The organism is Anaeromyxobacter soli (genome assembly GCF_022808855.1).
In the GTDB taxonomy this organism is placed as follows: Bacteria; Myxococcota; Myxococcia; order Myxococcales; family Anaeromyxobacteraceae; genus Anaeromyxobacter; species Anaeromyxobacter soli.
Genome location: NZ_JAKZLF010000001.1, coordinates 92076 through 115409 on the forward strand (window position 1 = coordinate 92076; position 23334 = coordinate 115409).

The 23334-nt window shown below is 70.2% G+C and carries 15 protein-coding genes; 3 read left to right on the forward strand and 12 right to left on the reverse strand.

All coding sequences use genetic code 11. From position 1 onward, the window contains the following. Window positions 1-167: 167 nt before the first annotated feature. The 11 genes from MLV88_RS00395 to MLV88_RS00445 all read right to left on the reverse strand — a co-directional run bounded on the left by MLV88_RS00395 (window position 168) and on the right by MLV88_RS00445 (window position 16490). Complete coding sequence (locus MLV88_RS00395; RefSeq protein WP_242352448.1) at window positions 168-1082, reverse strand: NHL repeat-containing protein; 915 nt, start codon at window positions 1080-1082, stop codon at window positions 168-170. Then, window positions 1082-2350 carry a cytochrome c3 family protein gene (locus MLV88_RS00400; RefSeq protein ID WP_242352450.1) on the reverse strand — a complete coding sequence of 423 codons (1269 nt, stop codon included), beginning with the start codon at window positions 2348-2350 and terminating at the stop codon, window positions 1082-1084. Before MLV88_RS00400 ends, MLV88_RS00395 begins: the two co-directional genes overlap by 1 nt. A 9-nt stretch (window positions 2351-2359) precedes the next feature. Further along, complete coding sequence (locus MLV88_RS00405) at window positions 2360-4309, reverse strand: cytochrome c3 family protein (protein WP_242352452.1); 1950 nt, start codon at window positions 4307-4309, stop codon at window positions 2360-2362. A 32-nt stretch (window positions 4310-4341) separates the two neighbouring features. Continuing rightward, entirely contained in the window at window positions 4342-6171 is a 1830-nt protein-coding gene (locus MLV88_RS00410) for a peptidyl-prolyl cis-trans isomerase (protein ID WP_242352454.1), read from the reverse strand. A 267-nt stretch (window positions 6172-6438) separates the two neighbouring features. Continuing rightward, window positions 6439-7527, reverse strand: coding sequence for a hypothetical protein (locus MLV88_RS00415; protein WP_243336548.1), 1089 nt, complete (start codon window positions 7525-7527; stop codon window positions 6439-6441). Between the two features lie 175 nt (window positions 7528-7702). Beyond that, window positions 7703-8287, reverse strand: a complete 585-nt coding sequence (locus MLV88_RS00420; RefSeq protein WP_242352458.1) for a GNA1162 family protein — start codon at window positions 8285-8287, stop codon at window positions 7703-7705. Between the two features lie 32 nt (window positions 8288-8319). Continuing rightward, window positions 8320-10518, reverse strand: a complete 2199-nt coding sequence (locus tag MLV88_RS00425) for a hypothetical protein (RefSeq protein WP_242352460.1) — start codon at window positions 10516-10518, stop codon at window positions 8320-8322. Then, window positions 10515-11930, reverse strand: coding sequence for a beta-propeller fold lactonase family protein (locus MLV88_RS00430; protein ID WP_242352462.1), 1416 nt, complete (start codon window positions 11928-11930; stop codon window positions 10515-10517). Before MLV88_RS00430 ends, MLV88_RS00425 begins: the two co-directional genes overlap by 4 nt. Window positions 11931-12078: 148 nt before the next feature. Beyond that, complete coding sequence (locus MLV88_RS00435) at window positions 12079-13422, reverse strand: cytochrome C (RefSeq protein ID WP_243336552.1); 1344 nt, start codon at window positions 13420-13422, stop codon at window positions 12079-12081. A gap of 117 nt (window positions 13423-13539) precedes the next feature. Further along, window positions 13540-14466: an NHL repeat-containing protein gene (locus tag MLV88_RS00440; protein WP_242352466.1), complete on the reverse strand. Its 927-nt coding sequence runs from the start codon at window positions 14464-14466 to the stop codon at window positions 13540-13542. A gap of 329 nt (window positions 14467-14795) precedes the next feature. After that, complete coding sequence (locus MLV88_RS00445; protein WP_242370770.1) at window positions 14796-16490, reverse strand: tetratricopeptide repeat protein; 1695 nt, start codon at window positions 16488-16490, stop codon at window positions 14796-14798. Window positions 16491-16751: 261 nt separating this feature from the next. Here MLV88_RS00445 and MLV88_RS00450 point away from each other — a divergent pair, with 261 nt between their 5' ends. Together MLV88_RS00450 and MLV88_RS00455 are read left to right on the forward strand one after the other, a co-directional pair. Beyond that, the gene (locus MLV88_RS00450) at window positions 16752-18422 is read left to right on the forward strand and encodes a glycosyltransferase family 39 protein (protein WP_242352469.1); all 1671 of its coding nucleotides are present in this window, start codon (window positions 16752-16754) and stop codon (window positions 18420-18422) included. Then, window positions 18419-20035 (forward strand): hypothetical protein, encoded by a 1617-nt coding sequence (locus MLV88_RS00455; protein WP_242352471.1) that lies wholly within the window; start codon window positions 18419-18421, stop codon window positions 20033-20035. Before MLV88_RS00450 ends, MLV88_RS00455 begins: the two co-directional genes overlap by 4 nt. 43 nt (window positions 20036-20078) lie before the next feature. Here MLV88_RS00455 and MLV88_RS00460 read toward each other — a convergent pair whose 3' ends face one another. Beyond that, window positions 20079-21470, reverse strand: a complete 1392-nt coding sequence (locus MLV88_RS00460) for a hypothetical protein (protein ID WP_242352473.1) — start codon at window positions 21468-21470, stop codon at window positions 20079-20081. A 421-nt stretch (window positions 21471-21891) separates the two neighbouring features. On the opposite strand from MLV88_RS00460, the gene MLV88_RS00465 reads away from it, so the two are divergent. Next, entirely contained in the window at window positions 21892-23241 is a 1350-nt protein-coding gene (locus MLV88_RS00465; RefSeq protein ID WP_243336554.1) for a cytochrome C, read from the forward strand. Window positions 23242-23334 lie beyond the last annotated feature (93 nt).

The window sequence follows — 23334 nt, forward strand, 5'->3', positions numbered from 1 at the left end:
GGTAGGTCACGAGGGTATCATGGGTCCGAGCGCTTGCTTGATGGCGTTCGCCGCGGCACGAGGTCGCGTTGCCTGAATTGATGCAACGCAATCCTCTCATTGATGCGCGTCAAAACTGAAGGGGCGCGCCCCGCAGGAGCGCGCCCCTTCGATCCGATACCAGGCGTCTACTGGGCGATGCTCGTGAACATCTGCACGCGGTTGTTCGAGCGATCGGCCACGAACGCGTCCCCCTGAGCGTCCAGGCAGATCTGCGACGGATAGTAAAGCAGCCCGTCCGTCCAGCCGAGGCTGAGCTGGCGCCCCAGGTAGCTCCCGTCCTGCCCGAGCAGGACGAGACCCGCGCCGTTCTGGTCGACCGCGAGCAGGACACCCCGGTTGTTCGCGGTGAGATAAGTCGGGAAGCTCGCGTAGTCCTTGAAGCTCTTCCCGAGCGGGGAGAACGCCGTCGCGCCCTTGGCGGCGGACCACACCGTCGCGCGCACCGCGTCGAGCACGTAGACGATCCCGCCCGCGTCCACGGCGACGTCCATGAAGGCCCCGGCGTCGGCGGGGAGCGGGAGCGTCGCCGTGACCGCTCCCGAGGAATCCGCCACGAACACCTTCGCGGCGGCCGTGTCGAGCACGTAGAGGTTGTCACCGCGGTCCACCTTGAAGCTCGTCGGGACGACCTCCGTCACGCCGGCGGGCTTCAGGTCGACGTACCCCTGGAACGCGCCCTTGGCATCGAGCCGTGCGATCTTCCGCAGCTTGCGGTCGAGCACGAGCATGTTGCCCTTCGAGTCGAGCTGCAGGCGCACCGGGTGCTTCAGCTGCGGCACCTTCACCTCGGCCGCCGGCGTCACGGCCCCCTCCTTCACGAAGTAGGTGAGGAGGCGTGCGTTCCCGGTGTCGGCGATCACGAGCAGCCCGGCGTCGTTGCAGGCCACGCCCTCGGGCGCGGACAGCTTGCCGTCCTTCGCGTCCCTGTACACCGTGGCCTGGTGCTTGAACGCGACGCTCTGCGCGCGTGCCCCGCTCGCGGCGAGGACGACGACGAGCGAGACGATCACCCTCGCGTCGATGGCTCTCAGCACGGTCATCACCTCGTGAACTTCTCGTGGCACTTCGTGCACGTCTCGGGGACCGTCGCGTAGGGCATCATCGACTTGAACTCGGTGCCGTGCGCGCGATGGCAGCTGAGGCACTGCAGGGTCAGGTTCTTGTTGCGCGGGTCGACGTACTTCGCGCCGACCGGGTGCGACGAGTGCTTCTGCCAGTCGTGGCACTTCCCGCAGAGCTCAGGCGACTCGGCCTTGACGAGCATGAGCGCGGCGTCCGAGCCGTGGGGATCGTGGCAGCTCGTGCACTCCGAGTTCTTGATGGGCTCGTGCTTCGTCACCGACATGTCGCCGCGCTTGATGGTGTCGGCGTGGCAGCTCCCGCAGACCGTCCGCATGTCCGCCTTGAGGAGGCCCTTCTCCTTGGACGCGTGGGGGCCGTGGCAAGACAGGCAGGCGGCGCCCTCCGTGACCGGTCGGTGAAGGCGGTTCTTGTCCATCATCTTGTTGATGTTCTGGACGTGGCACCCGCGGCAGAGCGCCAGCCCCGCCTGCTTCGGCTCGAAGCCCCTGGGAGACCCCGGTGCCTCGTGGCACTGGCCGCACATGCCCTTCGCGACCGGCGCGTGGACCGTGTTGTAGAGCATGCCGCGCACGTTCGAGCCGTGCGGGTCGTGGCAGCTCGTGCACCTCGCCTTCGCGACGGGGTAGTTCATGTGCTTCTTCATCAGGATCGGCCCGTCCACCTTGTGGCAACCCAGGCAGAGCTGGGGGACGTCGGCCTTGAGCAGCTTCAGGCCGGTGGCCGATGCGTGGGCCTCGTGGCAGCTCCCGCAGCCGTTCTCGACCGCTCGGTGCTTGAACTTGGACGCCTTCGCCCCGTCGACGAGGGTCTTGTGGCACGTCGCGCAGAGGTCCGGGCCGGCCTTGACGAGGTTGGCCTTCGCGTTCGAGGCGTGCGGATCATGGCACTCGCCGCACTTCTGCTGCGTGGCCGGCGGGTGGGTGCTCTTGGCGTTCTTCGCGACCACGTCCTTGTGGCACGTCGCGCAGATCGCGTTCGCGTCCGCCGCGAGGAGCTTGCCGTGGTCCGAGGCGTGAGGGTTGTGGCACCCGACGCAGTCCTTCGAGCGCACCGGCGTGTGGACGAACGGCTTCTTGAGCCGGTCGGCGAAGTCCGGGTGGCACTCGAGGCAGACCTGCCCGGCCGCCCCCGGCTTCAGCTTGAACTTCGGGGCAGGTGGCGCCGCGGCCGCAGGCCCGGCCAGGGCGGCGACCGCCAGGACGAGGATGAAAGGTCTCGCGCTCATCTTTGTCCTCTACTTCTCGACGACGTGGCAGTTGCCGCAGTCCCGCGACGCGAACGGCGCGTGCTGCAGGTCCTTGAACATCTTGGGGTCCTTGGAGGCGTGCGGATCGTGGCAGCTCGTGCAGCTCATGTCGGACGCCGCGATGCCGAGGTGGGCCTTCGTGAACTTGCCCTCCTTCTCGTCGTGGCACTGGCCGCACAGCTCGGCCGCCCGCTGCACGGCGAGCTTCGGCTGCTTCGCCGAGTGCGGGCCATGACACGCCAGGCAGTCCTCGACCGGCTGGTGAGGCTTCTCCGCCGCGAGCTTCTCCTTCATCTTCGTGTGGCAGGTGACGCACACGTCCGGAGTCTGCGCGAGCATCAGCTTCTTGAGCTTCGCCTGGTGCGGGCTGTGGCACTTCGTGCAGTCACCCGCGCTGAACGCAGCGTGGATGCTCGTCGCGCCCTGAACCGCCTTCTCGGTCTTCTCGTGACAGCGCGCGCAGAGCTGCTTCTCCTCGGAGACCAGCATGCCGGCGGTGTTCGAGCCGTGCGCGTCGTGACAGGTGAGGCAGTCACCCTTCGCGAACGGCGCGTGCGTCGTCCCGCTCGCGTCCGCCTTCATCATCCCGGCGTGGCACGGCTCGCACAGCTTCGCGCCCCTGGCCTTGAGGAGCTTCGGCTCGTCGGAGCCATGCCCGGAGTGGCACGCTCCGCACCGCCCATCGAGCACGGGCTTGTGGGTGTGCGTCTTGATGAAGCGCGTCTCCTCCTCGGCGTGGCAGGCGAAGCAGACCTTGTCGAGGCGGGACTTGACCATGCCCGGCAGGTTGGAGCCGTGCGGGTCGTGGCAGGCAGCGCAGTCCCGGTCCACGAACGGCTGGTGCGCGATCTTGCGCTTCTCCTCGAACGTCTTCTTGTGGCACGCGCCGCAGAGCGTCGCGACGTTGCTCGCGAGGAGCTTCTTCTCCTTCGTGGCGTGCGGCTTGTGGCACGAGCCGCACGCGCCGGGGGAGGACATCGGCGCGTGCGCGACCGAGACCTTCTGGCCCATCTGCGGGTGGCACCCGAGGCAGAGCTTCGCGCCGGGGGCGTGCGTGAGCTTGGGCGCGCCGGACGCATGCGGATCATGGCACGCGACGCACTGCCCGTCCTTCACGGGCTTGTGCACCACGGTCCCGCCGCCGAGCAGCTTGCCAGAGTCGTGGCAGTTCGCGCAGAGCTTCGCGCCGGCTTCCTGGACGGCGAACGGCTTCGCAGACTTCGCGGGCGCGTGGCAGTCGGAGCAGGACGACTCCGCGACGGGCGGATGGAGCGAGGCCTTGAGGAGCTTCGCGCGATCAGCGGAGTGCGGATCGTGGCAGCCGGTGCAGGTGGCCACCGGGTAGCCGCCGTGCGCCTTCACGAACCCGCCGGCGCTCGCCGAGTGGCACTTCGAGCAGAGCTTCCCCTCCTCGGCGACGAGCAGGTTCTTCTGGTCGGACGCGTGCGCCACGTGGCACGCCTGGCACCCGTCCTTCGCGAGCACCTTGTGCACGTTCTTGCGCTCGAACGCCGACTTGTCGTGGCAGGCGTAGCAGACCTGGCTGCCCTCCGCCTTCAGCATGTGCGGCGCGTTCGAGCCGTGGACGTCGTGGCACTGGCCGCACGCGCCGGTGCGGAGCACCTTGTGGACGTTCGGCTTGTCGAGGCCGATCGACTCGCGCTTGTGGCACCGGAAGCAGAGGTTCGCGCCGGCCTCCTTCAGCACGAGCTTCGGCACCACGCCGTGGCGCAGGTGGCAGTCCTCGCACTTCCGCTGCTTGACCGCGGGGTGCGTGAACTTCACCGAGTCGTACTTCTCCGCGAACGGCTTGTGGCAGTCGATGCAGTCCTTGGACTTGAACTGTCGCGCCGCCTCCGCCCGGCCCGGCGCGGCGGCGAGGAACGCCGCCGACAGGGCCGCGAGCGCGAGCGTCCACCGGTTGGTCTTGCTGGTCACAGCCGTGCCCTCGCTGAAGTCGTGGACCGCGCTCACCCGTCGACGCGCGTGATGTAGACCTTGACGTCGTGCTCCTTGCGGAGCTTCGCCACCCACTCCTTGAGCGCCTTCTCGACGCTGCTGGCGAACACCTTCTTGCCGATCGTCTCGCGGCTCTCCTTGTACGGCTGCTCCTTCCCGGGCGTGACGTCGAGGAGCTGGACGACGTAGGCCTGGCCCCCGTGTGACGAGTAGAGCCGGAACTCACCCTTCTTGGCGCCAGCGAGCAGCTTCGCGAGCTCCTCGGGCAACCCCTTCGCGCTGTAGATCGTGCCGCCGAAGTCGAGGTCGCGCTCCTCCGCCGGCACCAGGTCCGCCGCGTTCGACTTCAGCCACTTGAGATCCGTGCCCGACTTGATCTTGTCGAGCGCGGCCTGCGCGGCCTTGCCGTTGCGGAACGCGAGGGCGTCGAGCCGGTAGAAGGCGGGGGTGCTGAACTCCGCCTTGTGCTTCTCGTAGTAGTCCATGAGCTCGCCCTCGGTGACCTTCACCGAGGGGACCACCGCGCGCTGCACGAACATCCCGAAGAGGAGCGAGGTCTCGTACTCGGCGACGACCGCCTTGTACTCCTCGCTCTGGTCGAGCTTCTGCGCGAGCGCCTCCTTCTTGAAGAGCCGGCGCATCAGCATCCCCTCGAACGTCTGACGCTTCACGACGTTCACCTGGTTCGCGCGGATCGGCCCCTCCATGCCGTGGAAGAACTTGAGCGAGATCCCGGCCGCGAGGTCGCCGACGGTGATCGGCGCCTCGCCGCGGATCCGCGCCAGCACCCGCTTGTCCTTGTAGAGCGCGTTCCAGCCGGGCTTCTTCGCCTCGTAGTCGAGCCGGTCGATGAGCTTCTCGTCGACCGTCGCGTACTTCTTCGCGAGCGCCTCGTAGGCCTTGAGCACTGCCTCGCGCCGCTTCGCCGCGAGCGAGCGCTCCTCGGCGATCGCCCGCGCCTCGGGATCCTCCGGGTACCGGACGTCCACCACCTTGATGACCGTCCAGCCGGAGGGGATCTTGACGGGGGGGCTCACCTGACCTGGCTTGAGCGCCGCGACCGCCATCTCGATCTGCGGGAGGAGCTTCGACTCGGGGACGAAGACAGGCTCCTCGTTGCCGCGCGCCTTCTTCTCGGCGACGAGTCGCTTCGCCGTCTCCTCGAACGCCTTGGCGTCCCGGACGAGGGGCGCCACCGCCTTCGCGTCCTCCTCCTTGTCGAGGACGATCGAGCGGAGCTTCCACTCGCGGACCGAGTCCTGGAAGATCTTCTCGACGGCGGCCGGATCGGCCTTCACGTCCTTCGAGACCGTCTGCTCGAAGACCTTCCGGAGCGCGGTCTCCTCGTACTTCGCCAGCTCTTCCTTGAGCTGGGGGAGATCGTCGATGCCCATGTCGCGCGCCTCGGAGGCGACGACGCGGGTGTCGATGAGCCGCTCGAGCACTCGCGTGAAGTCGCTGCGGCTCGCGGGAGCGGCGGGGGCCGCCTCCTCGCCCGCCTCGCCCTCCTCGTGCGATCGCGGCGCGTGCTCGAGGGCCAGCGTGTCCACGAGCTGGCCCATCGTGATGACGTCGCCGTCGACCACCGCCGCCGGCGTCGAGGCGAACCGGGGCGACAGGAACGGCACCTTGAGGAGGGCGCTCGCCCCCTCCGGCTCGGCGGTCTTCTTCGCGGGGGCGGTCGGAGCGCTCTTCTTCGCCACGCCCGAGTCACCCTTGGCGGCATCGGTCTTCGGCGCGGTGGCCGCCGGCGGCACCTTCGTCGCCGCAGCGGGAGCCGCCGAGAACGCCCACGCAGGCAACGAGGCCAGCACGGCTGCGAGAACTGCACGCGTCGTCATGTCGCTCCTCTCGACCGCGCTCCGGCGCGGCCACGTCGTTCGACGGTCTCTCCCCGCCGTCCAGCTCCGCTTGGCCGTGCCGGTGGCTGCAACGCGTGTGCCCCCTGCCGGGCCGTCTCTAACCACTGCAATTCCGTGGATTCGCTCCCGATTTGTCCCACTCCACGCAAAGCGTGCTGCGCAAGCGTTGCGTGGCCCCTCGATGATTCGATCGTTTTTCGCTGCCGGCCTCGGCCCCGGGAAGAGCCCCACGCGACATCCGCCCGATCAGCCTTCGTGCGGCTCGCGGCGGACGGCGCCGACGGCGCGCTGCTCATGCGGCGGGCGCTCCACGGTTCGCCGCTCCAGCGCAGGAGAGCGATCACGCGGGCCGGGCTTCGTCGCGGCGGCGATCCCGTCCACCACGCTGCGGACCATGCGGCACGCGAGCGCGGTCGCGGTGTTCACCCGCCCGCGATCGAAGAGCACGACGTCGTCGTCACCGCGGTGGTCGGAGGTCGCCTCCCAGACCACCTCCTCGGTGCGGGTGTCGATGAGGGTCACCGTGAAGTCCGCCTTCGGCACGGGGCCCACGTCGTCGTACTCGCGGACGACGCCGGTCAGCACGAGATCGGTCCCGAGCACCTCCGTCGCGGTGCGCACCGCGAGCAGCGAGAGCGAGCCCTCGAGGACGATCCGGTAGCGGATGAGCGCGTCGCGCACGACGCCGGGCTCGGCGACCGTGACGGTCCCGAGCGACGACAGGTGCCGGACGAACTCCACCGCGAGGGCCTCGCCTGCCCCTCTTCGCTCCGTCTGGTTCACGAACGGGAGCACCGCGACGGAGGCCGCGCCGGGCGCGAAGCGGCGCGAGCGAAAGCTGACCCTGGGCTCGAAGCGGCGCTCCGCCGGGCACGTCGTGACGGGAGAGCCCTGACCGGAGAGGAACCCCGCGAGCGAGCCCGTGAGCCGCGCGAGCGCGTTTCGCTCGAGCCGCTCGATCTTCGAGATGATCCCGAGATCCAGGAGGCCCGGCTCGTCGTTGCCGCTCAGCACCGCGCCGTCCATCCACAGGATCTCGGGTCGTTCTCCCGTCGCGACGAGCCGCATCGTGACGGCGATCTTCGGGGGCGCTCCCGCGTGATAGAGCAGCACCGAGGTGACGAGCACCGCGTCCACCTCGAGCTCGTCGCGGGCGGCGCTCGCGGTGGCGGCGTCGATGCCCCCCGTGAAGCGGACGCGGTGGCGGGAGAGGAACTCGTCGACGGGATTCCCCTCGACCACGTCGGCGCCCGCGCGGGCAGCCGCGAGCGAGAGGAGCTTCAGGAGGTGCTTTCCTGGGACGACGCCGCCGCTGAGGTTCTCGATGGGGAGCACCGCGATGCGCCGGCCGGCGAGGCGCGGCCGCTCTCGCGGCTTCTCGGGCTCCGCCCGCGGGACAGCTGAATCTGCCCCCATCACGGCAGCGCGCGCCGCTCCGGGCGACGGCGCCGCGGCCCGAGAGCCGGCACACGCGACGGAGACCGCGAGCGCCAGGAAGGCGAGGGCGACCTTACTTGAACAGCTTGTTGAGGAGGTCATCGACGGCTTCCTCCGTCACGTCGTTCAACGGAGCGCCGCCTCCGCCCAGCAGCCGCGCGCCGAAGCCGACCCCTCCCTTGGTGGTGGAGGCGGACCAGACGACCTTCCCGGTCTGCGTCTCGATGAGCTGCAGGCTGAGCGATACGACGTTCGAGGACGCGGTTCCGGATCGCAGCTCGCCGTACTCTCGAACGACGCCCGTGATCACGGCGTCCGCCTTGAGGAGACCGCCGAGCTTGACCGCCTCCTCGACGTTGGGAGCCGAGGCATTCACGACGCCCACCCGGCTCGCGCCGCGGATCACCTCGCCGTGCGGGAGGACGTAGATCGAGCCGCTCGCGAGGAGCATGTTGACGAACACGTCCCGGACGCGCTCGCCTGCCATCGAGTCGCGGCTCAGGTTCGAGAACGGCATCACGAGCACCGTGTGCACCGAGCCGAAGTCCATCTCCGCGTTCTGATAGCGTCGGCGCGCGCCTGGGCCCGAGCACGCCACGAGCGAGATCGCGAGCAGGGTCGCGATCAGGGTGCACGCATTCTTGCGCGGGATCAGCATGTCGCGGCTCCAGTGCAATATGCAGGCCACCGTCACAGCGTCACCGTCAGGTTCGCGGTGAACAGGTGCGAGATCGCGTCCTGCGCCGGCGCGCTCGAGTCGCTCAAGACGTACACGAGATCGAGGAAGGTGCCGGGGCGGATGGTCCAGCGCGCGGACGGCGAGACGAGCTGGGTCACCGCCTCGGCCGACGTGTCGAGGGTCTTCGAGTACGTCGCGTGCAGCGTGAGATCTCCGCCCTGCAGGGGCGACCATCCGAGCCCGAAGGTCGCGAGCGTGGTGGGACGCGCCCCACGAATGATCCGCGTCACCGACGCGCTCGCGTAGAGCGCCTCGGTGGGACTGAACGAGGCGCTCGCATCGGCCTGCTCCAGCGTGGTCGTGCTCGCTGGCACTCCACCGCCCGAGGTGGAGTTCCTCGCAATGCGATAACCCCCGGAGAGCTGAAAGACCCGGTGAGGTCGGAGGCTCGCCGTCGCTCCACCGATGAGCCCGGTCGATCGCTGACCTCGCTCGAGGAGCGACAGGGTGTAGCCCCCATTGCCGGAGACGCTGACGCCGCGATAGAGCTCCGCCCTGCTGAACATCGTGAGGGCGTTCGAGAGCGAATTTCCGGTCGTGCCCTGCCGCCAGGCGCCGGAATAGTTGATCGCGTGGCTCATCGCCGGGAGCGGCGTGTACGCGAGACCGGCGCCGTAGGTCAGGATGCCGCTGTGCGTCTCCTCAGCGAAAAAATCCTGACGCGCAATTCGTGCGTTCAACGCAAGAGGTTGCGCGAGCTTGTGGGCGAGCGACAGCCCGTTCGTGAGCGCCAGCCGGCTCTCGGAGGTGTCGCGCCCAGGGGTCCTCGTGTCCGAGCGAGCGACCTGGAGCGAGAAATCATGTGACAGGTTCGGCGACTGGAGCAAGACCGTCCTCGCGCTCGCGCTGGCCGAGTTGAGCAGTGAGCTGCTGTGCCCACGGATGGCCTCGGCCGGGACCGTCTGGAAGAACTGTAGCTCGGTCACGAATATGTCCGCGTACTTGGGATCGATGGTGACCGCGGGGTCGAGGGGAGAGGTGACCACCTTCACGTACCTCGCGGTGATCTCCTCGATGCGGAGCTCGAAGCGGTTCTCGAAGATCCCGAACACCACCGGGCCGACGAGCGCGACCGGCGTCCAGCGCTCGTTGTCGTCGCTCTGGTACACGCTGAAGCGAAACGCGCTCGTGACGAGCTGGGGGAGCGGCTGGTTGACCCAGACGTGGATCGTGTTGACCGGGGTCGCCGGGACGGTGGGCAGCTCGACGCCCATCTCGCGTGCGTTCGAGTCGCCCTTCGTCCGGGGAGAGAACCCGATGTCGAGCCCCGCTGCCGCGGTGGTGTTTCCGTCGACGAGCGCGGGGTTCGGGACGAGCGTCGCGGTCTCGGGCGTCGGGAAGCTCTCCACCAGCGACAGCCCAGCCAGCGGGATCCGCGCAGTCGGGATCTCCGCCCCGGTGTCGCGGACCGTGGTGTTCGCGAACGTCGACTGCACGTCGTAGGTCAGGTGCACGAGCGTGCGCCGCGAGAACCAGCGGTCCTCGTACGTGACCCGCCCGGTCTGCCCGACGGCGGTCTGCTCGGCGCCGTGGAGGCGGTCCTCGTTGTCGTCGTACCGCGCGGAGTAGCCGACCAGCAGCGACTTCGAGGCCTTGTACGAGGCGGTCAGGAGGAACGCGTCGTTCCTCGAATCCTGGGACGCCCGATCGACGTCGAACGAGTTCTGGCGGCTCGCCCGGAACGTGATGAGGGGCAGGTCGAGCGGTCTCCAGGCGCTGTCGAAAGCGAGCGTCTCGAGGACCAGGGCTGGCGAGCGCACATCGAGCGTGCGCGCCCATTCCTGCCGGCGGTCGTAGCTTCCGCGGCCATTCAGCGTCGGGCCGCCGACGTTCAGCCGTCCGAAGATGCTCGCGAGCCTCGAGTACGAGGTGTCGGCCGAGCCGATCCCGCCCTGCCAGGTCTTGGCGTCCTCGTACTGGCCACCTCCTGCGAGGCTCAAGGAAGGGAAGAACGACTTGTCCAGCGCGAGCCGATATCGCTGCAGCACCGTGTCGACGGACGAGGTGCGCGCCTCCGCACCTTGATCCGTCACCGTGGACTCCGTCTTCGTGTACTGCTCCTCGATGACGGCCGACCACCCGTCCCCACGGCCTGCCGTCGCCCAGGCCGCGAGCAGGACACCCAGCGCGGCTCGCGAGAGCCACCTCATCGCCCACGCGCCCCCGCGATCGCGAGCCCGTAGGGATCGTCGCCGACGTCGATGACGGACAGGAGGGAGCGGCTCGCGAGATCCAGGACCGCGATCGCGCGGGACTCGGGCATGAGGAGGAACAGCGTGTTCTCGACGTCGTCGATGACCATCCACGAGGCGGCGCCGGGGAGCTCCAGCGTGTCGACCGGCAGGAGCGAGAAAGGATCGAACACCTGGATGCGGGGCTCCCCTCGCATCGCGACGTAGAGCAGGTCCGTCCGTCGATCGACCAGGATCGCGCCCGCCCCGAGCCCGGCGAAGATCCGATCCGACGTCGCGAGGTCCGGGACGGAGAGCACGCTGACGTAGGGAGAGCTCGCGTTCGTGACGTAGAGCCGGTTCCCGGCGGAGTTGAGGGTGGCACGCAGCGGCTCCGGCTCCGTCGGAACCGTGGTGAGCGTCGTGCGCGCGACGGTGTCCACCACGGTGATCGTGTTCGTGCGCCGGCTCAGGACGTAGGCGCGCCTTCCAGAAGGATCGAGGACGAGCCACTCGGGCTCCGGACCGACGACGGTGCGGCCGAGCTCCGTCCAGCTGACGGTGTCGACGAAGCTCACCGTGTAGGAGCCCTCGTTCAGCACGATCAGCACCTGGCCGTTCTGCGCGAGCGCCACCTGACCCGGCCGATCTCCCGCGCTGAGCCGGACGCGCGACAGCGTCTCCGCCGAGACGAGGTCCACGACGGCGACCTCGTCGTCGCCGGCGAGCGCGACGTAGGCGCGGCGCTGGCGCTCGTCGAGGGCGATCCCGCGAGGTTCGCGGCCGGTGGGGACTGCCGCGACCACCTGCCGCGCCTTCTTGTCGAGGACGAACACGTCGTTCAAGGCAGTGCTCGCCGAGGCGCCGGCGAGGGTGGTCACGGGGATCTCGGGGGTGGCCACGGCGAAGGCGGGGGTGAAGCCGTAGTTGCGCTCGATCGCCTCCGCCGGCTTGAGGTACAGCAGGAGGACTCGCGCACCACCGCTCCGGACGTCGAACCGCGCATCGATTCGCGTGGGCGCCTGCGGCACGAGCAGGTTCGACATCCCGCCGTCGGAACGCAGGCTGGCGTCGGAGACGTCCACGAGGAGCCCGGCGTACTGCCCCGGCGCCAGCCGCCCGTGGGCGAAGAGGCGCTGGTGGCGGGCATCGCGGCCGGAGAGCACGGGACGGACGAGCTCGAGCGCGACGCTCTCGCCCTGCTGCGTCACGACGGCGACGGAGCGGACGGTGACGGCGAGCTTCTCCGCCTCCGGGGAGAACGGCTGCACGTAGACGAAGAGGTCGCCCTCGCCCGAGAGCGGCTCGCGGGCCGCGACCCGTGGCCGGGCGGCGCAGGCGAGGAGCACCGACGCGAGGACCACGGCCTGGAGGACGGTTCGTGTTCGCATGCGCGCTCCGATCTCGCGAGCTTCCCTCGGCGAACAACCGGACTGGCGACCTATTCGCACCCGCGACGAAATGAATCGCCCTGACAAGAAAGGAGGGGCCGCTCGCGCGGCCCCTCCTCATACTACACCAGCGTGCTGCGCGAGCTGACTAGTCCTTCGCGTGGCACTTGTTGCAGAGCGAGCGCTGGAAGAAGGCGTAGCGCGTCGCCGGGCGGTTGTACATCGCCGCCGCGTACTCGGCCTGCGTCAGGCCCTGGTTGAACTCGCCGTTCGCCATCTCCGTGCCCGCAGCCGCGTCCTTGCCCGGCCACTGACCGTCGACCGCGACGAAGGGCGCGTTGTTGTTCCAGCGGGAGAGCTGCGGGAACGCCGTGGCGTGCGCGCGGTGGCAGGAGAGGCACATCACGTTCTCCGTGCCGGTCGTCGGGCCGCCGAGCTGCGTGCCGTCGATGACCGCGTGCGCGGCGAGCGCAGCAACGTTCGCCGAGCCCTCCTCGTAGGGGATCATCGAGTCGTACGAGGTGGCCTGCGTGCCGGTGAGGTCGCCCGAGCCCTTGTACGCGTTGTAGATGGCCGCGATCGTCGTGCCGAGCGGGTTGCCGGCGAGGTCGTTCGCCTGCGCCGTCAGGAGCGCGCCGTTGCCGGCCGGGTGGATGAGCTTCGTGTTACCGGCGTTGATGCCGTTGTTGTGGATCGCGCCGTGGCAGTTCGCGCACCACTCGGACATGCCCGAGCCGTAGGCGACGCGCGTGTCGAACGTCGCCTCGGAGCGGTTGTAGGTCGACGGAGCGACCGCGATGGGCGGGTCGGCCGTGAACGCCGTGGCGGTCGGGACCGACATCGGAACGTAGCCAATGGGGGCGAGGAGGCGGTACACGCCGACGGCCGCGTCAACGGTCGGGGCGGCGCCGTAGGAGCCGGAGCCGTCGATCGGCAGGACCTTCGCGCCGAGCGCGGAGGAGGCGATCGTGCCGGCCGCGTCGACGATGCGGGCGCGGCTGTGCGGATCGTGGCAGGAGATGCAGGAGAGCTTCGTCGCGTCGTAGTTGCCGCCCGGGGCCGTCGTCAGCTTCGTGTCGGCGCCGAGGGTGTAGTCGGCCGCGATGACGTTGTGGCCGTGCTTGTCAGCGGCGTTCGTGTACGGCGCGCCGCGGATCGTCGTGACGTAGCTCTTCGTCAGGTACGCGAAGTCGCCACCAGGGGTCATCTCGACCACGCCGCCGCCCGTCGTCATGACGTGGTAGCTCTTCGGCGCCGTGTCGGCCGCCGCGTGGCAGTTGAGGCACGTCGAGCTCTGGTCGCTACCCTGGAGCAGGTAGGCGAAGCCCTGGAACTGCGTGCTGGCCCCCTTCTTGGCCATCGCAGTGTTGCCCTTCGAGTTGTGCATCGTGTGGCAGCCGTCGCAGGTCGCGACGCCACCGTCGTGGAACGCGTACGCGCTGGAGAAGCTCAGCGCGGCGACCGCTGCAACGGCAAACTTGGTGAACTTCATTGTTTCCCCTTTGTGTTGTGGCCCTCTGCGACTTCACGGGGCCGTACTGCTGCGGGTACCACTCCCCTGCACTCACTTCTGCTCACTGCACTGCAACTCCTGCTGCAACACCTTCGGTCACTCGTACCGGAAGACCTTCACTCCTCGGTTTCCGGACTGCGCGACGAAAACCTTGCCGTTCGCGGCGACGAGGTCCATGGGGCCGAGGAGGTTCTCCGGGTCGTCCCCCCGGTACCCGAACTCGCCCAGGAACTCGAACTCGCGATCGAAGACCATGACGACGGCGCGGAGGAGGTCGGTGACGAGGTAGTTGCCCTTCTCGTCCGTCGCGATTCCTCCGACGATGTTGAACCTGCCGGGCACGCTGCCGTGCGTCCCGAACCTCCGCACCTCGCCCTTGGGCGACACCACGAAGGCCTGGAACATCGGCGAGACGGTGATGAGGAGGCTCCCGTCGCGATCGACGTTGAAGCCGCTCATCGCGTCCTCGCGGTGGCGCTTGTCGAACTGGAGGAGGTCGCGCAGCTCGTACGTGGCGACCGTCGCGCCCGCGTCGTCCGTCACCAGCACCTTCATCCCGCCCTTGTCGGCGAGGAAGGTCCGACCGGCCGCGCGCTGGAGCGCGTTCGGGGCGAAGTCCTTCGCGAAGCCTTCCGGCAGCCCCTTGATCTCGATCTTGGCGATGGGCTCGCCGCGGAAGTTGCAGCGCCACAGCGCCCACGTCCTGCCGACCGACGTGAGCACGAGCAGCTCGCCGCTCTCGAGCGGCACGGCGCCGATGATGGTCCCGATGTCGGACTCGTCGCCGAAGCTGTAGGTCTCGATGCCCAGGTCGGTGAAGACGTGGACGATCCCCTGCGAGCGGTCGACCATGAAGAGCTCGCGGTTCTCGCGGTCGTACGACAGCGCTGCCCAGCTCGAGGCGATCCGGCCGCTCAGGCTCGACAGGTCGTAGCCATACCGGGTCCGCAGGCCCGCCGGCGCGTCCGCGTGGGCGGAGGCGGCGAGGAAGACGGCGAGGATGGCGGTCGAGAGGCGGGCCATGTTCGTTGGCAGCCCACTGTGCAAGGGCGATACCGAGCCAGGAAGCGCCAAAATCCAGGCAGATCCGCGTCTCCCACATCTCGGGGACAGCGTGCGCTGCGCCATTTGACCCAGCGGTACATGTGGTTGGGGCATGCGCCACACCCAGCGCCACCGCAGAAGACGAGGTGCGGCGATGTCGTACACGTGACCGGCACACGCACCGGGAGCACTGGGAGGACCCGAGAACAGGACATTCGCGTCGGGAGGGGTCGCCGCGCGAGCCGGGGCGCGCGACCCATGAACGAACGCGAGGGCACGCGGCCGGGCGCCGTCGGCGCGCTGCGCACCTATTGGTCTGCCGCGGGACGGCCCTCGAGGGCGGAGATGCGCTCGCGGACCTTCGCGACGAGCTCCGCTCGGCCGCTGCGCTCGGTCTCCACGAAACGCCGGTAATGGGCGACGGCCTCGTCGACCCGCCCGGCCCGCTCCGCGATCAAGGCGAGGTTGAAATGGGCGACGTCGTCGCGCTCGTCCACCTCGAGCACGCGCCTGAAGTACTGCTCCGCGCGCGCCGAGTCGCCGCGCTGCGCGTAGTAGGTGCCCAAGTTCGTGAGCGCGAGCACGTTCCTGGGATCGAGGCGGAGCGCCTCGTCCCACTCGTGTCTCGCGCGCCCCAGCTCGCCCGCGCGCGCGTGGGCGTCGCCGAGCGCGAAGTGAGCGTCGGCGTTGTCCGGCTCCACCCGCACGGCGCTCGCGAAGAGCGTCCGGTCGTCGCGCCAGTCGGGGTTCCTCGCCACGGTGCGTGCCGCGAGCGCGACGAGCACGAAGACCGCCGCGAGCCCGAGCGCCCTCCGCAACTGCGGTCGGGCTTGCCAGAGGCGCCAGGCCTGATCCGCCAGGACGAGCCACACGCCCACGAGCGGCTGGTACAGGTAGCGCTCCGCGAGCTCCGCGCTGGGAAACCACACGATCGTGCTCACCGGCAGGAAGCTGAGGACCGCCCAGGCCACGCCGAACCGGGTGACGAGCCTGTTGCGGCGCAGGACTGCGAACGTCCCGATCGCGAGGAGCAGCCAGGCGAGCACGAGGGCGAGCGGGTGGGAGAAATAGCTCCCCGGGCGCGAGTAGACGGCCGTGAGCTCGCGCGGGAACAGCGTCACCGCCGCGTACTTCGGAACGATGTGGAGGACGTTCGAGAGGACCTCGCCCGGACGCGTGTAGGACACCTGCGCGCCCAGCGCCGAGGACAGGACGACCGCGCGGAGCCCCAGGTACAGCGCCGCGACGCCCGCGAAGGCGGAGAGGATGGGGCCCCGCCTCCTCACCACCTCGCGCCAGGGAGCTCCCGAGAGCGCCTCCAAAACGCCAAGCAGCGGCAGGAGCATGATCGCGGGCTCCTTGCAGAGGAGGCCCATGAAGAACGCAGCGAGCGAGACGCCGTACCACGCTCGCCTCCCCTCGTCCCGCGCCCGGAGGTACGCGGCGAGCGCCGCCAGCACCAACGCGGTGGCCACCACGTTGTTCCGCCCGGAGATGAAGTTCACCGGCTCGGCGTGGATGGGGTGGACGGCCAGCAGGAGCGCGGCGAGCGCGGCGGGCAGCTCGGCCCTGAACAGCCGGCGCGCGGCGACGAAGAGGAGGAGCGCGGCGGCCGCGTGCCAGAGCACGCTCACGAGGTGGTAGCCCCACGCGCCGAGCCCGAAGAGCTGGTAATCGAGCAGATAGAGCGCCCGGTTCAAGGGGCGGTAGTACGGGGTCGAGCCGCCGGTCGTGTCGCACTCGGTCAGCACGGCGCCCAGGTTCGAGAGCGAGTGGCCGGTGGGGTTCTCGACGATGATCTGCCGGTCGTCCCACGCGAAGCCGTTGCGGAGCGCGTTCCCGTACGTCAGCGCGATCGCGAGGACGAGGAGCGCCGGGACGGCCCAGCGGCGCGCCGCGGAAGCGGTGAAGGGCTCGTCGGCGCGATGCGGCGGTCGCGCGGCGCTCGGCTCGCCGGCGGTCGCCGGCGAACGACCGCCAGCGCTCTCCTGGGTTCGGGCCATCCTCGTCCTGAACGCTGCGCGTGCTCCGCAGCTTCCTTTGGAAGGCGCGCAGCTTACCCCAAGGTCGTGGCGACCGGGCGGACGAGGCGCAGCGCGTCTCGCCTCCGAGCGCGATCCGCTCTCGACTCGCGGCGGCGTACCGAGTCGCACAGGGTCACCGGAGGCGCGTCGCGGGGGTTCGCCGGCGGTCGAGCGGCAGCCCGCTCCGCGCGGCGCCCGAGAAAATCGACCCGTCCCGTTGCCGGTATACTCGGCGCCCTCATGCTCCCGAGGAACACCCGCAGCGCCGCGGCCTGGGCGGCGGGCGCCATCGCGATCGCGGCGCTCTTCGCCTACCTCCCCGCGCTCGGCGCCGGGTTCGTGTTCGACGACCACCAGTTCCTCCCCGACGGACCCATCGTCCGCGGGCCGCTCGCGGACATCTGGTTCAGCGCCGCGGCGAAGGACTACTGGCCGCTCACGTACACGGTCCTCTGGGTCGAGGCGCGCCTGTTCGGCAGCGCACCGCTCGGCTACCACCTCACGAACGTCCTCCTCCACGCCGCGACTGCGATCCTCCTGTGGCGCGTGCTGCGCGCGCTCGAGATCCCCGGCGCGTGGCTCGCTGGGCTCCTCTTCGCGGTCCACCCGGTGACGGTCGAGTCGGTGGCCTGGCTCTCGGAGCTCAAGAACACGCTCTCCGCGCCGCTGTTCCTCGGGAGCGCGCTCGCGTGGCTTCACGGCGAGCGGAGGGGACGCCGGCGCGAGCTTGCGGTCGCCCTGCTGCTGTTCGCGCTCGCGCTCCTCGCGAAGACGTCCGTGGTCATGCTGCCGGTGGTGCTCCTCCTCCTCGCCTGGTACCGGCGCGGCCGGATCGATCGAAGCGACCTCGTGCGCACGGCCCCGTTCTTCGCCGTGGCCCTCGCGGCCGGGCTCGCGACGATCTGGTTCCAGCGCGTCCGGGCGATGACCGACGGGTGGCTGCCGGAGCGCGGCCTCGGCGAGCGGCTCGGCGGCGCGGGCTGGGCGCTCGTGTCGTATCTCGAGCGGGCGCTCCTCCCCGTTCGCCTCGCGTTCGTCTACCCCGAGTGGCCCGTGGCCGCGGGATCGCCCGCGTTCTACCTGCCCCTCCTAGGCCTCGCGGCCGGCTTCGCGCTGCTGTGGTCGCGCCGCGCGAGCTGGGGTCGGCCCGTCCTCCTCGCCCTCGGCTTCCACGCGCTCATGCTCCTGCCCGTCCTCGGGCTCGTGGACATCGCGTACCTGCGCTTCGGCCCCGCCTCGAACCACCTGCAGTACGTCGCGCTGATGGGTCCCGTCGCGCTCGCCGCGGCGGGTCTCGCGAGGCTCGCGGCGAGCCACCGCCGCGCCACGCTCGCCGGAGCGGGCGCGGTCGCGGCGCTCCTCGCGGTCGTCACCGCCACGCGCGCGGCGGCGTTCCAGGACGACCTCACCCTCTGGGCCGCCGCGGTGCGCGCAGCACCGGAGAGCCTCATGGCGCACTGGCAGCTCTCGGAGGAGCTCGCCGCGCGCGGCCGTCTCCCCGAGGCCGTGGCGGACCTGGAGGAGGCGTCGCGCACCGTCCGCGGTCCCGCCTCCCGACACCGCGCCCGGAGCCTGCTCTTCCTCCGCACCGGCCGGTTCGCGGCCGCCGTCGCCGAGTGCGACGCCGCCGACGCCCTCCGGCCCGACCGCCAGTTCCGGCGCGACCTGGGCCGGATGCTCACCGTCTCCAACGCGCCGCTGGAGGGGATCGCCGCGCTCGAGCCGCTCGTCCGGCGGTATCCGGAGAACGTCGACTACCGCTACTGGCTCGGCGCGGCGCTCGCGCGCGCCGGGCGGTTCGCCGAGGCCTCGGACGTCCTCGCGGAGGCGTCGCGCATCGCGCGCGGGACGGACGCGGAGATCGAGGAGGCGCTGGCGCTCGTGCGAGGCCGCCTGCGCGCCGGGCCATGAGAACGCCGCCGCTCGCAGGAGACGCCGGCGCGCGGCCCGCGCCGCGAGCCATCCGGGTCGAGCCGATCTACCCGGCCGCCTTCCTGCTGTGCGCGATCGCGACGCTGGTCCCGATCTGGTCGGTCGATTACCTGCCCATGGTCGATCTCCCCCAGCACGCCGCAGGAGCGTCGATGTGGATGCACCTGCGCGACCCGGGGTGGGGATTCGCGGACCGCGTCCGGCTCGACCTCGCGACGCCCTACGTGCTCTCGCCGCTCCTCGTGCGCGCCCTCGCGGAGCTCGCGGGGATCCCGGCGGCGCTGCACCTCGTCGTGAGCCTGGCGGTGATCGCGCTTCCCCTCGCCGCCGCTCGCCTCCTCCGGGCAGCGGACGGGGATCCGTGGGCCTCGCTCGCGGCGTTCCCCGCGGCGTTCAGCTTCTCGTTCCACTGGGGCTTCCTCCCGTACCTGGTCGCGGCGCCGCTCGCCGTCGCGCTGGTCGCGGCGGCGATCCGGAGCTCCTCCAGCCCCTCGCCCCGGCGCGCGCTGGAGCTCGGCCTCCTCACGGTGCTCGTGTTCTTCGCGCACGCCATGGCGCTCGCCGTGGCCGCATGCGCGGCGCTCGCCGTCATCGTCCACCGCGCGCCCGGCTGGCGGCTCGCGCTGCTCCGCTCGCTCCCCCTGGCCGCGCCCGTCCCGCTCATGATCTGGATCGCGCGCGCGAGGATGGGCGATCTCGCGGCGGCCTCCAGGCACGCCGACGAGGCGACGATCTGGGTCGACACCGCGAGGCGGATCACCGATCTCCCCGGGATGATCTTCGGGACGGCGCCCGACGTGCTGCGGGACGGCGAGACCTCCGGGATCCTCTCCGTCACGATCGCGCTCGCCCTCGCCGCGCTAGTTCTCCTCGCGCGGGCGCCGCGGCCGCGGGATCTCGGGCGCCTCGCCCCCCTCGCCCTCGTGCTCGCGCTCTACTTCGCGCTGCCCCACCACGCGCTCGCGGTCTCGTTCATCTACGAGCGGCTGACCGTGTTCATGGTGCCCTTCGCGCTCCTCGCGCTGAGCGCCCCGGCGCGTCCCGGGAGGAGGACGGCGCTCGCGCGGGCGGGCCTCGTGCTCCTCACGCTCGCCTGCATGTCGGTGTGGACCGCCCGCTTCCGGAGGTTCGACGCGGAGGCGCGCGGCTTCGACCGCATCGTGGACGCGGTGCCGCCGGCCCCGCGCCTCGTCGCGCTGCCGTGGCGCTCGTACAGCGACGCCCTGCCGGGCGCGCCCTATTACCTGCACTTCGGGGCGTGGATCCAGGCGAGGCGTGGCGGCGTGCTCGGGTACTCGTTCGCCGAGACCTCGGCGCAGGTGGTGCGGTACCGGCCCGGCGCGAAGCCCCCCATGACTCCGACGCTCAACCTCCGGCCCGACCAGTTCACCTGGGCGACGGACGGCTGGTACGACTACTTCCTCGCGCGCTCCTTCGAGGACACCGGCGGGTTCCTGTTCCGGGAGGCGACGGAGCCCCTCGAGCTCGCCGCGCGCGAGGGGCCCTGGTGGCTCTACAGGAAGAGAGCGCGCGCGGAGCCCGACACCGGCGCGCGTGCTGCGGAGTCGGAGCGCGACGGGGCGAGGCCCTAGCGGACGAGCGACGTCCCCCGGCGACCGGCGGCACGCCGGCGGCTCAGCCCGCGACCGGCGCGAACACGTTCGCCACGTGGGCGGCGACGTACAGCGCCACGAGCGCGATGGAAGCGACCGCCACTGCCGTGAGCTGGAGCTTCGGCGGAAGCGGGCGCACCGGCTCGGGGCGGCGGCCCGGGCGATCGTCGAGCGCCACGTCGGCGGCGAAGAACCCGGTGAGGGCGAGCAGCAGCACCGCGATCGCGGTCCAGAGCGGACCCGCGAGCGCCTCGAGGTGGAGCCTCGCCGTGAGCCCGGGCACGGCGGGATCGAGCGCGCGGAACATGTTCGTGTCGACGTTGTCCGGGAAGAGCACGAACGTCGCGGCGAGGTAGAGCGCGTTCAGGCCGCCGTAGGCGAGTGGGAAGAAAGCGGAGCGGTGCCGCAGCGCCGCCAGCACGAAGAGGACGAGCGCCGGCGCGGCCCACGCCATGTACTGGGGGAACCAGTAGCGCGGCGCGAGCAGGAACACCACGCTGCCGGCGTACAGGATGGCGACCTTCTGCCAGAGCGCGAACCCACGGAAGAGGCTCATCCAGACGCTCGCGACGAGGAGCCCGGCGAGCAGCCACTCCGTCAGCGTCGTGCGCACCGGACCGTCCCAGAAGATCGCGTCGTACCCGTGGTTGCGGAACGCGAGGTAGCCCTCCCGGAACCCCGGGCTCCAGAAGGCCGCCACGATGGCGGCGCTCACCGCGGCGCCCACGGCGAGCGGGGCGAGCGCGCGCCGCCAGCCGAACTCGGTCACGAGCACCGGCAGGAGGACGACGAGGAACACGACCGGGAAGTTCTTGAACCAGATGCCCAAGAACAGGGCGAGCACGCCAACGAAGGGGCGGCGCGTCGCGACGAGGTAGGCGCCGAGGAAGGTCGCGGCCGAGGGCAAGAGGTCGAACTGCCCGAACACGAAGCCGACGAAGAGCAGGATGGGCGAGGTGAGGGCCGCGAGGAACGCGTGGCCTCCCAGGTCCTCCCCGTCCTTGCGGAGGAACTGCTCCCAGAAGCGGCGCGCGGTCCACGCGACGAGGAGGAGCGCCGGCACGTAGCTCAGCCTCGGCAGCAGGTACTCGGCGGCGGTGAGCGGCTGCGGCACGAGCCAGGGCGCGTAGCCGTAGAGCCCGAACAGCTTTCCCACCGCCACGATCGCGCCGAACCACAGATACGCGAGCGGCGGGTACGTGAACCCCTCGATGAACGGGCGCGCGGGGCCGTCGTAGACGGCCTGGTAGACGTTCCAGCGTCCCTCCGCGACGTAGTGGGAGGCCCAGACGATGTAGTCGAGGTCGCGGTGCGCGGAGAGCAAGGAGATGGCGAGCGCGAACACGACCACGCCCGCCGCCGCGAGAACAAGGCGCTCCGTCGCAGCCCCGGCCCCACCCAGATTCAGCTTCATCGCGCTCCCGTCCGCCCCCCTGGGACGCAGCCGTTATCGCGTGGGCCTCTCGGCAGCGTCAAGCGGCGAGGGAAGCCGGGACGTCCGCCATCTGCGCTGCGGAGCCAGCGGTGAGGCGTGGACGTGTTCGCCGGCTTTGTCCATGCGCACGGGCGGGAGGCTCCTGCCCGAAGGCTGACCACAGTCAAATGTTCGAGTCCCGTGACGATGGCACACGCCTGTTCACTTACCGTCATCTGCGAGCACGGCTATTCTTCGCGATAGGCCTGGGACTCAACGCAATCCGACGGCGACGAGCAACGGTAGCGCCGCAACCGTCAATGGCTCGTGCAATTGCGTGCCGGGACATTTTCGTATCGCGGATGTCCGACCGCCCGGTATCTTCCGCGCCCTCAACTCGCAGCAATCTGGGGGACCACCCATGCGTTTCAAGAGGACCGCGGGCGCGCTCGTCGCGCTCGCCCTGGCCGTGCCATGTTCCGTGCTCGCGTTCCACGACGGCGGCGTCGCGACCTGCGACGGCTGCCACACGATGCACAACTCGAAGGGCAACACTGCGATGGCCAAGAAGGGGGCCAGCACGCAGTTCCAGGGCTTCGCCTACCTGCTCCAGGGTAGCGACCAGAGCTCGACGTGCCTCAACTGCCACGCGGCGGCCGACACGGCGCCGAAGAGCTACCACGTCATGACGACGGGCGGCGGCGTGGTCGAGATGACCCCCGGCGGCGACTTCGCTTACCTGACGAAGAGCTACGTCACGCCGATCCGTGGTGCGCCCCCCACTAACGCGGCCGACAAGCACGGCCACAACGTCATCGCGGCCGACTACGGCCTCAGCGCCGACACGAAGCTGACGACGGCGCCGGGCGGCAACTACGACGCGACGAAGCTCTCCTGCATCTCCTGCCACGATCCGCACAGCCGCGCCCGCATCGTCGACGCGGCCGGCACGATCGCGTCCTCCGCGCTCGGCGCGAAGGTCCTCCCGATCGACGGCTCCGGCTCCTACGGCGCCACCCCGACCGTTGACGCGGCCGTCGGCGTGTACCGCCTCCTCGCCCCCATTGGCTACGTTCCGATGTCGGTCCCGACCGCCACGGCGTTCACGGCCGACCCGCCCATCGCGGTCGCTCCGTCGACCTACAACCGCTCCGAGGCGACGTTCGACACGCGCGTCGCCTACGGCTCGGGCATGTCCGAGTGGTGCGCGAACTGCCACGGCGCGATCCACAACAACGGCATCAACGCCGGTAACACGAAGCTCATCCACCCGGCCGGCAACGGCGCGCTCCTGACGGCGCAGGCGAACGACCTCGCCGGCAACCCGCTCGGCACGACGATCGCGGCCATCTACAACGCGTACAAGGGCTCGGGCGACCTCACCGGCACGCAGACCTCCTCGTACGACTCGATGGTCCCGTTCGAGGAGGGCACCACCGACATCGCCACGCTGGCTTCGCATGCCGTCATCGACGGTTCGGTGAAGGATGGTCCAGTGACGGGGAACGAGAACGTGATGTGCCTCTCCTGCCACCGTGCGCACGCCACTGCGTTCCCGCAGCTCTCCCGCTGGAACAACAACGCGCCCTTCGTCGCCGTCGACGGCCAGTGGCCGGGCAAGGACGCCGCCGCGGGCACCGAGATGGCGAACGGCGAGTTCAACCAGGGCCTGACGCAGGCCGAGTACAAGGCGGCCATGTACGACCGCCCGGCGACGCGCTACGCCTTCTTCCAGCGCTCGCTCTGCAACAAGTGCCACGCGAAGGACTGATCCAGTGCTGTAGGCAGTGAATCAATCGCATCATCGACCATAGGTCGTCGCCGCCGCTCTCCCTGCCCGGGCGCCCGCCTCATATCCCTCGCG

Bases quoted from the DNA above. Each gene is read 5' to 3' on its own strand.
- MLV88_RS00395 (WP_242352448.1), bottom strand. From the start codon at position 1,082: ATGACCGTGCTGAGAGCCATCGACGCGAGGGTGATCGTCTCGCTCGTC.
- MLV88_RS00400 (WP_242352450.1), bottom strand. From the start codon at position 2,350: ATGAGCGCGAGACCTTTCATCCTCGTCCTGGCGGTCGCCGCCCTGGCC.
- MLV88_RS00410 (WP_242352454.1), bottom strand. From the start codon at position 6,171: ATGACGACGCGTGCAGTTCTCGCAGCCGTGCTGGCCTCGTTGCCTGCG.
- MLV88_RS00420 (WP_242352458.1), bottom strand. From the start codon at position 8,287: ATGCTGATCCCGCGCAAGAATGCGTGCACCCTGATCGCGACCCTGCTC.
- MLV88_RS00425 (WP_242352460.1), bottom strand. From the start codon at position 10,518: ATGAGGTGGCTCTCGCGAGCCGCGCTGGGTGTCCTGCTCGCGGCCTGG.
- MLV88_RS00430 (WP_242352462.1), bottom strand. From the start codon at position 11,930: ATGCGAACACGAACCGTCCTCCAGGCCGTGGTCCTCGCGTCGGTGCTC.
- MLV88_RS00435 (WP_243336552.1), bottom strand. From the start codon at position 13,422: ATGAAGTTCACCAAGTTTGCCGTTGCAGCGGTCGCCGCGCTGAGCTTC.
- MLV88_RS00440 (WP_242352466.1), bottom strand. From the start codon at position 14,466: ATGGCCCGCCTCTCGACCGCCATCCTCGCCGTCTTCCTCGCCGCCTCC.
- MLV88_RS00445 (WP_242370770.1), bottom strand. From the start codon at position 16,490: ATGGCCCGAACCCAGGAGAGCGCTGGCGGTCGTTCGCCGGCGACCGCC.
- MLV88_RS00450 (WP_242352469.1), top strand. From the start codon at position 16,752: ATGCTCCCGAGGAACACCCGCAGCGCCGCGGCCTGGGCGGCGGGCGCC.
- MLV88_RS00455 (WP_242352471.1), top strand. From the start codon at position 18,419: ATGAGAACGCCGCCGCTCGCAGGAGACGCCGGCGCGCGGCCCGCGCCG.
- MLV88_RS00460 (WP_242352473.1), bottom strand. From the start codon at position 21,470: ATGAAGCTGAATCTGGGTGGGGCCGGGGCTGCGACGGAGCGCCTTGTT.
- MLV88_RS00465 (WP_243336554.1), top strand. From the start codon at position 21,892: ATGCGTTTCAAGAGGACCGCGGGCGCGCTCGTCGCGCTCGCCCTGGCC.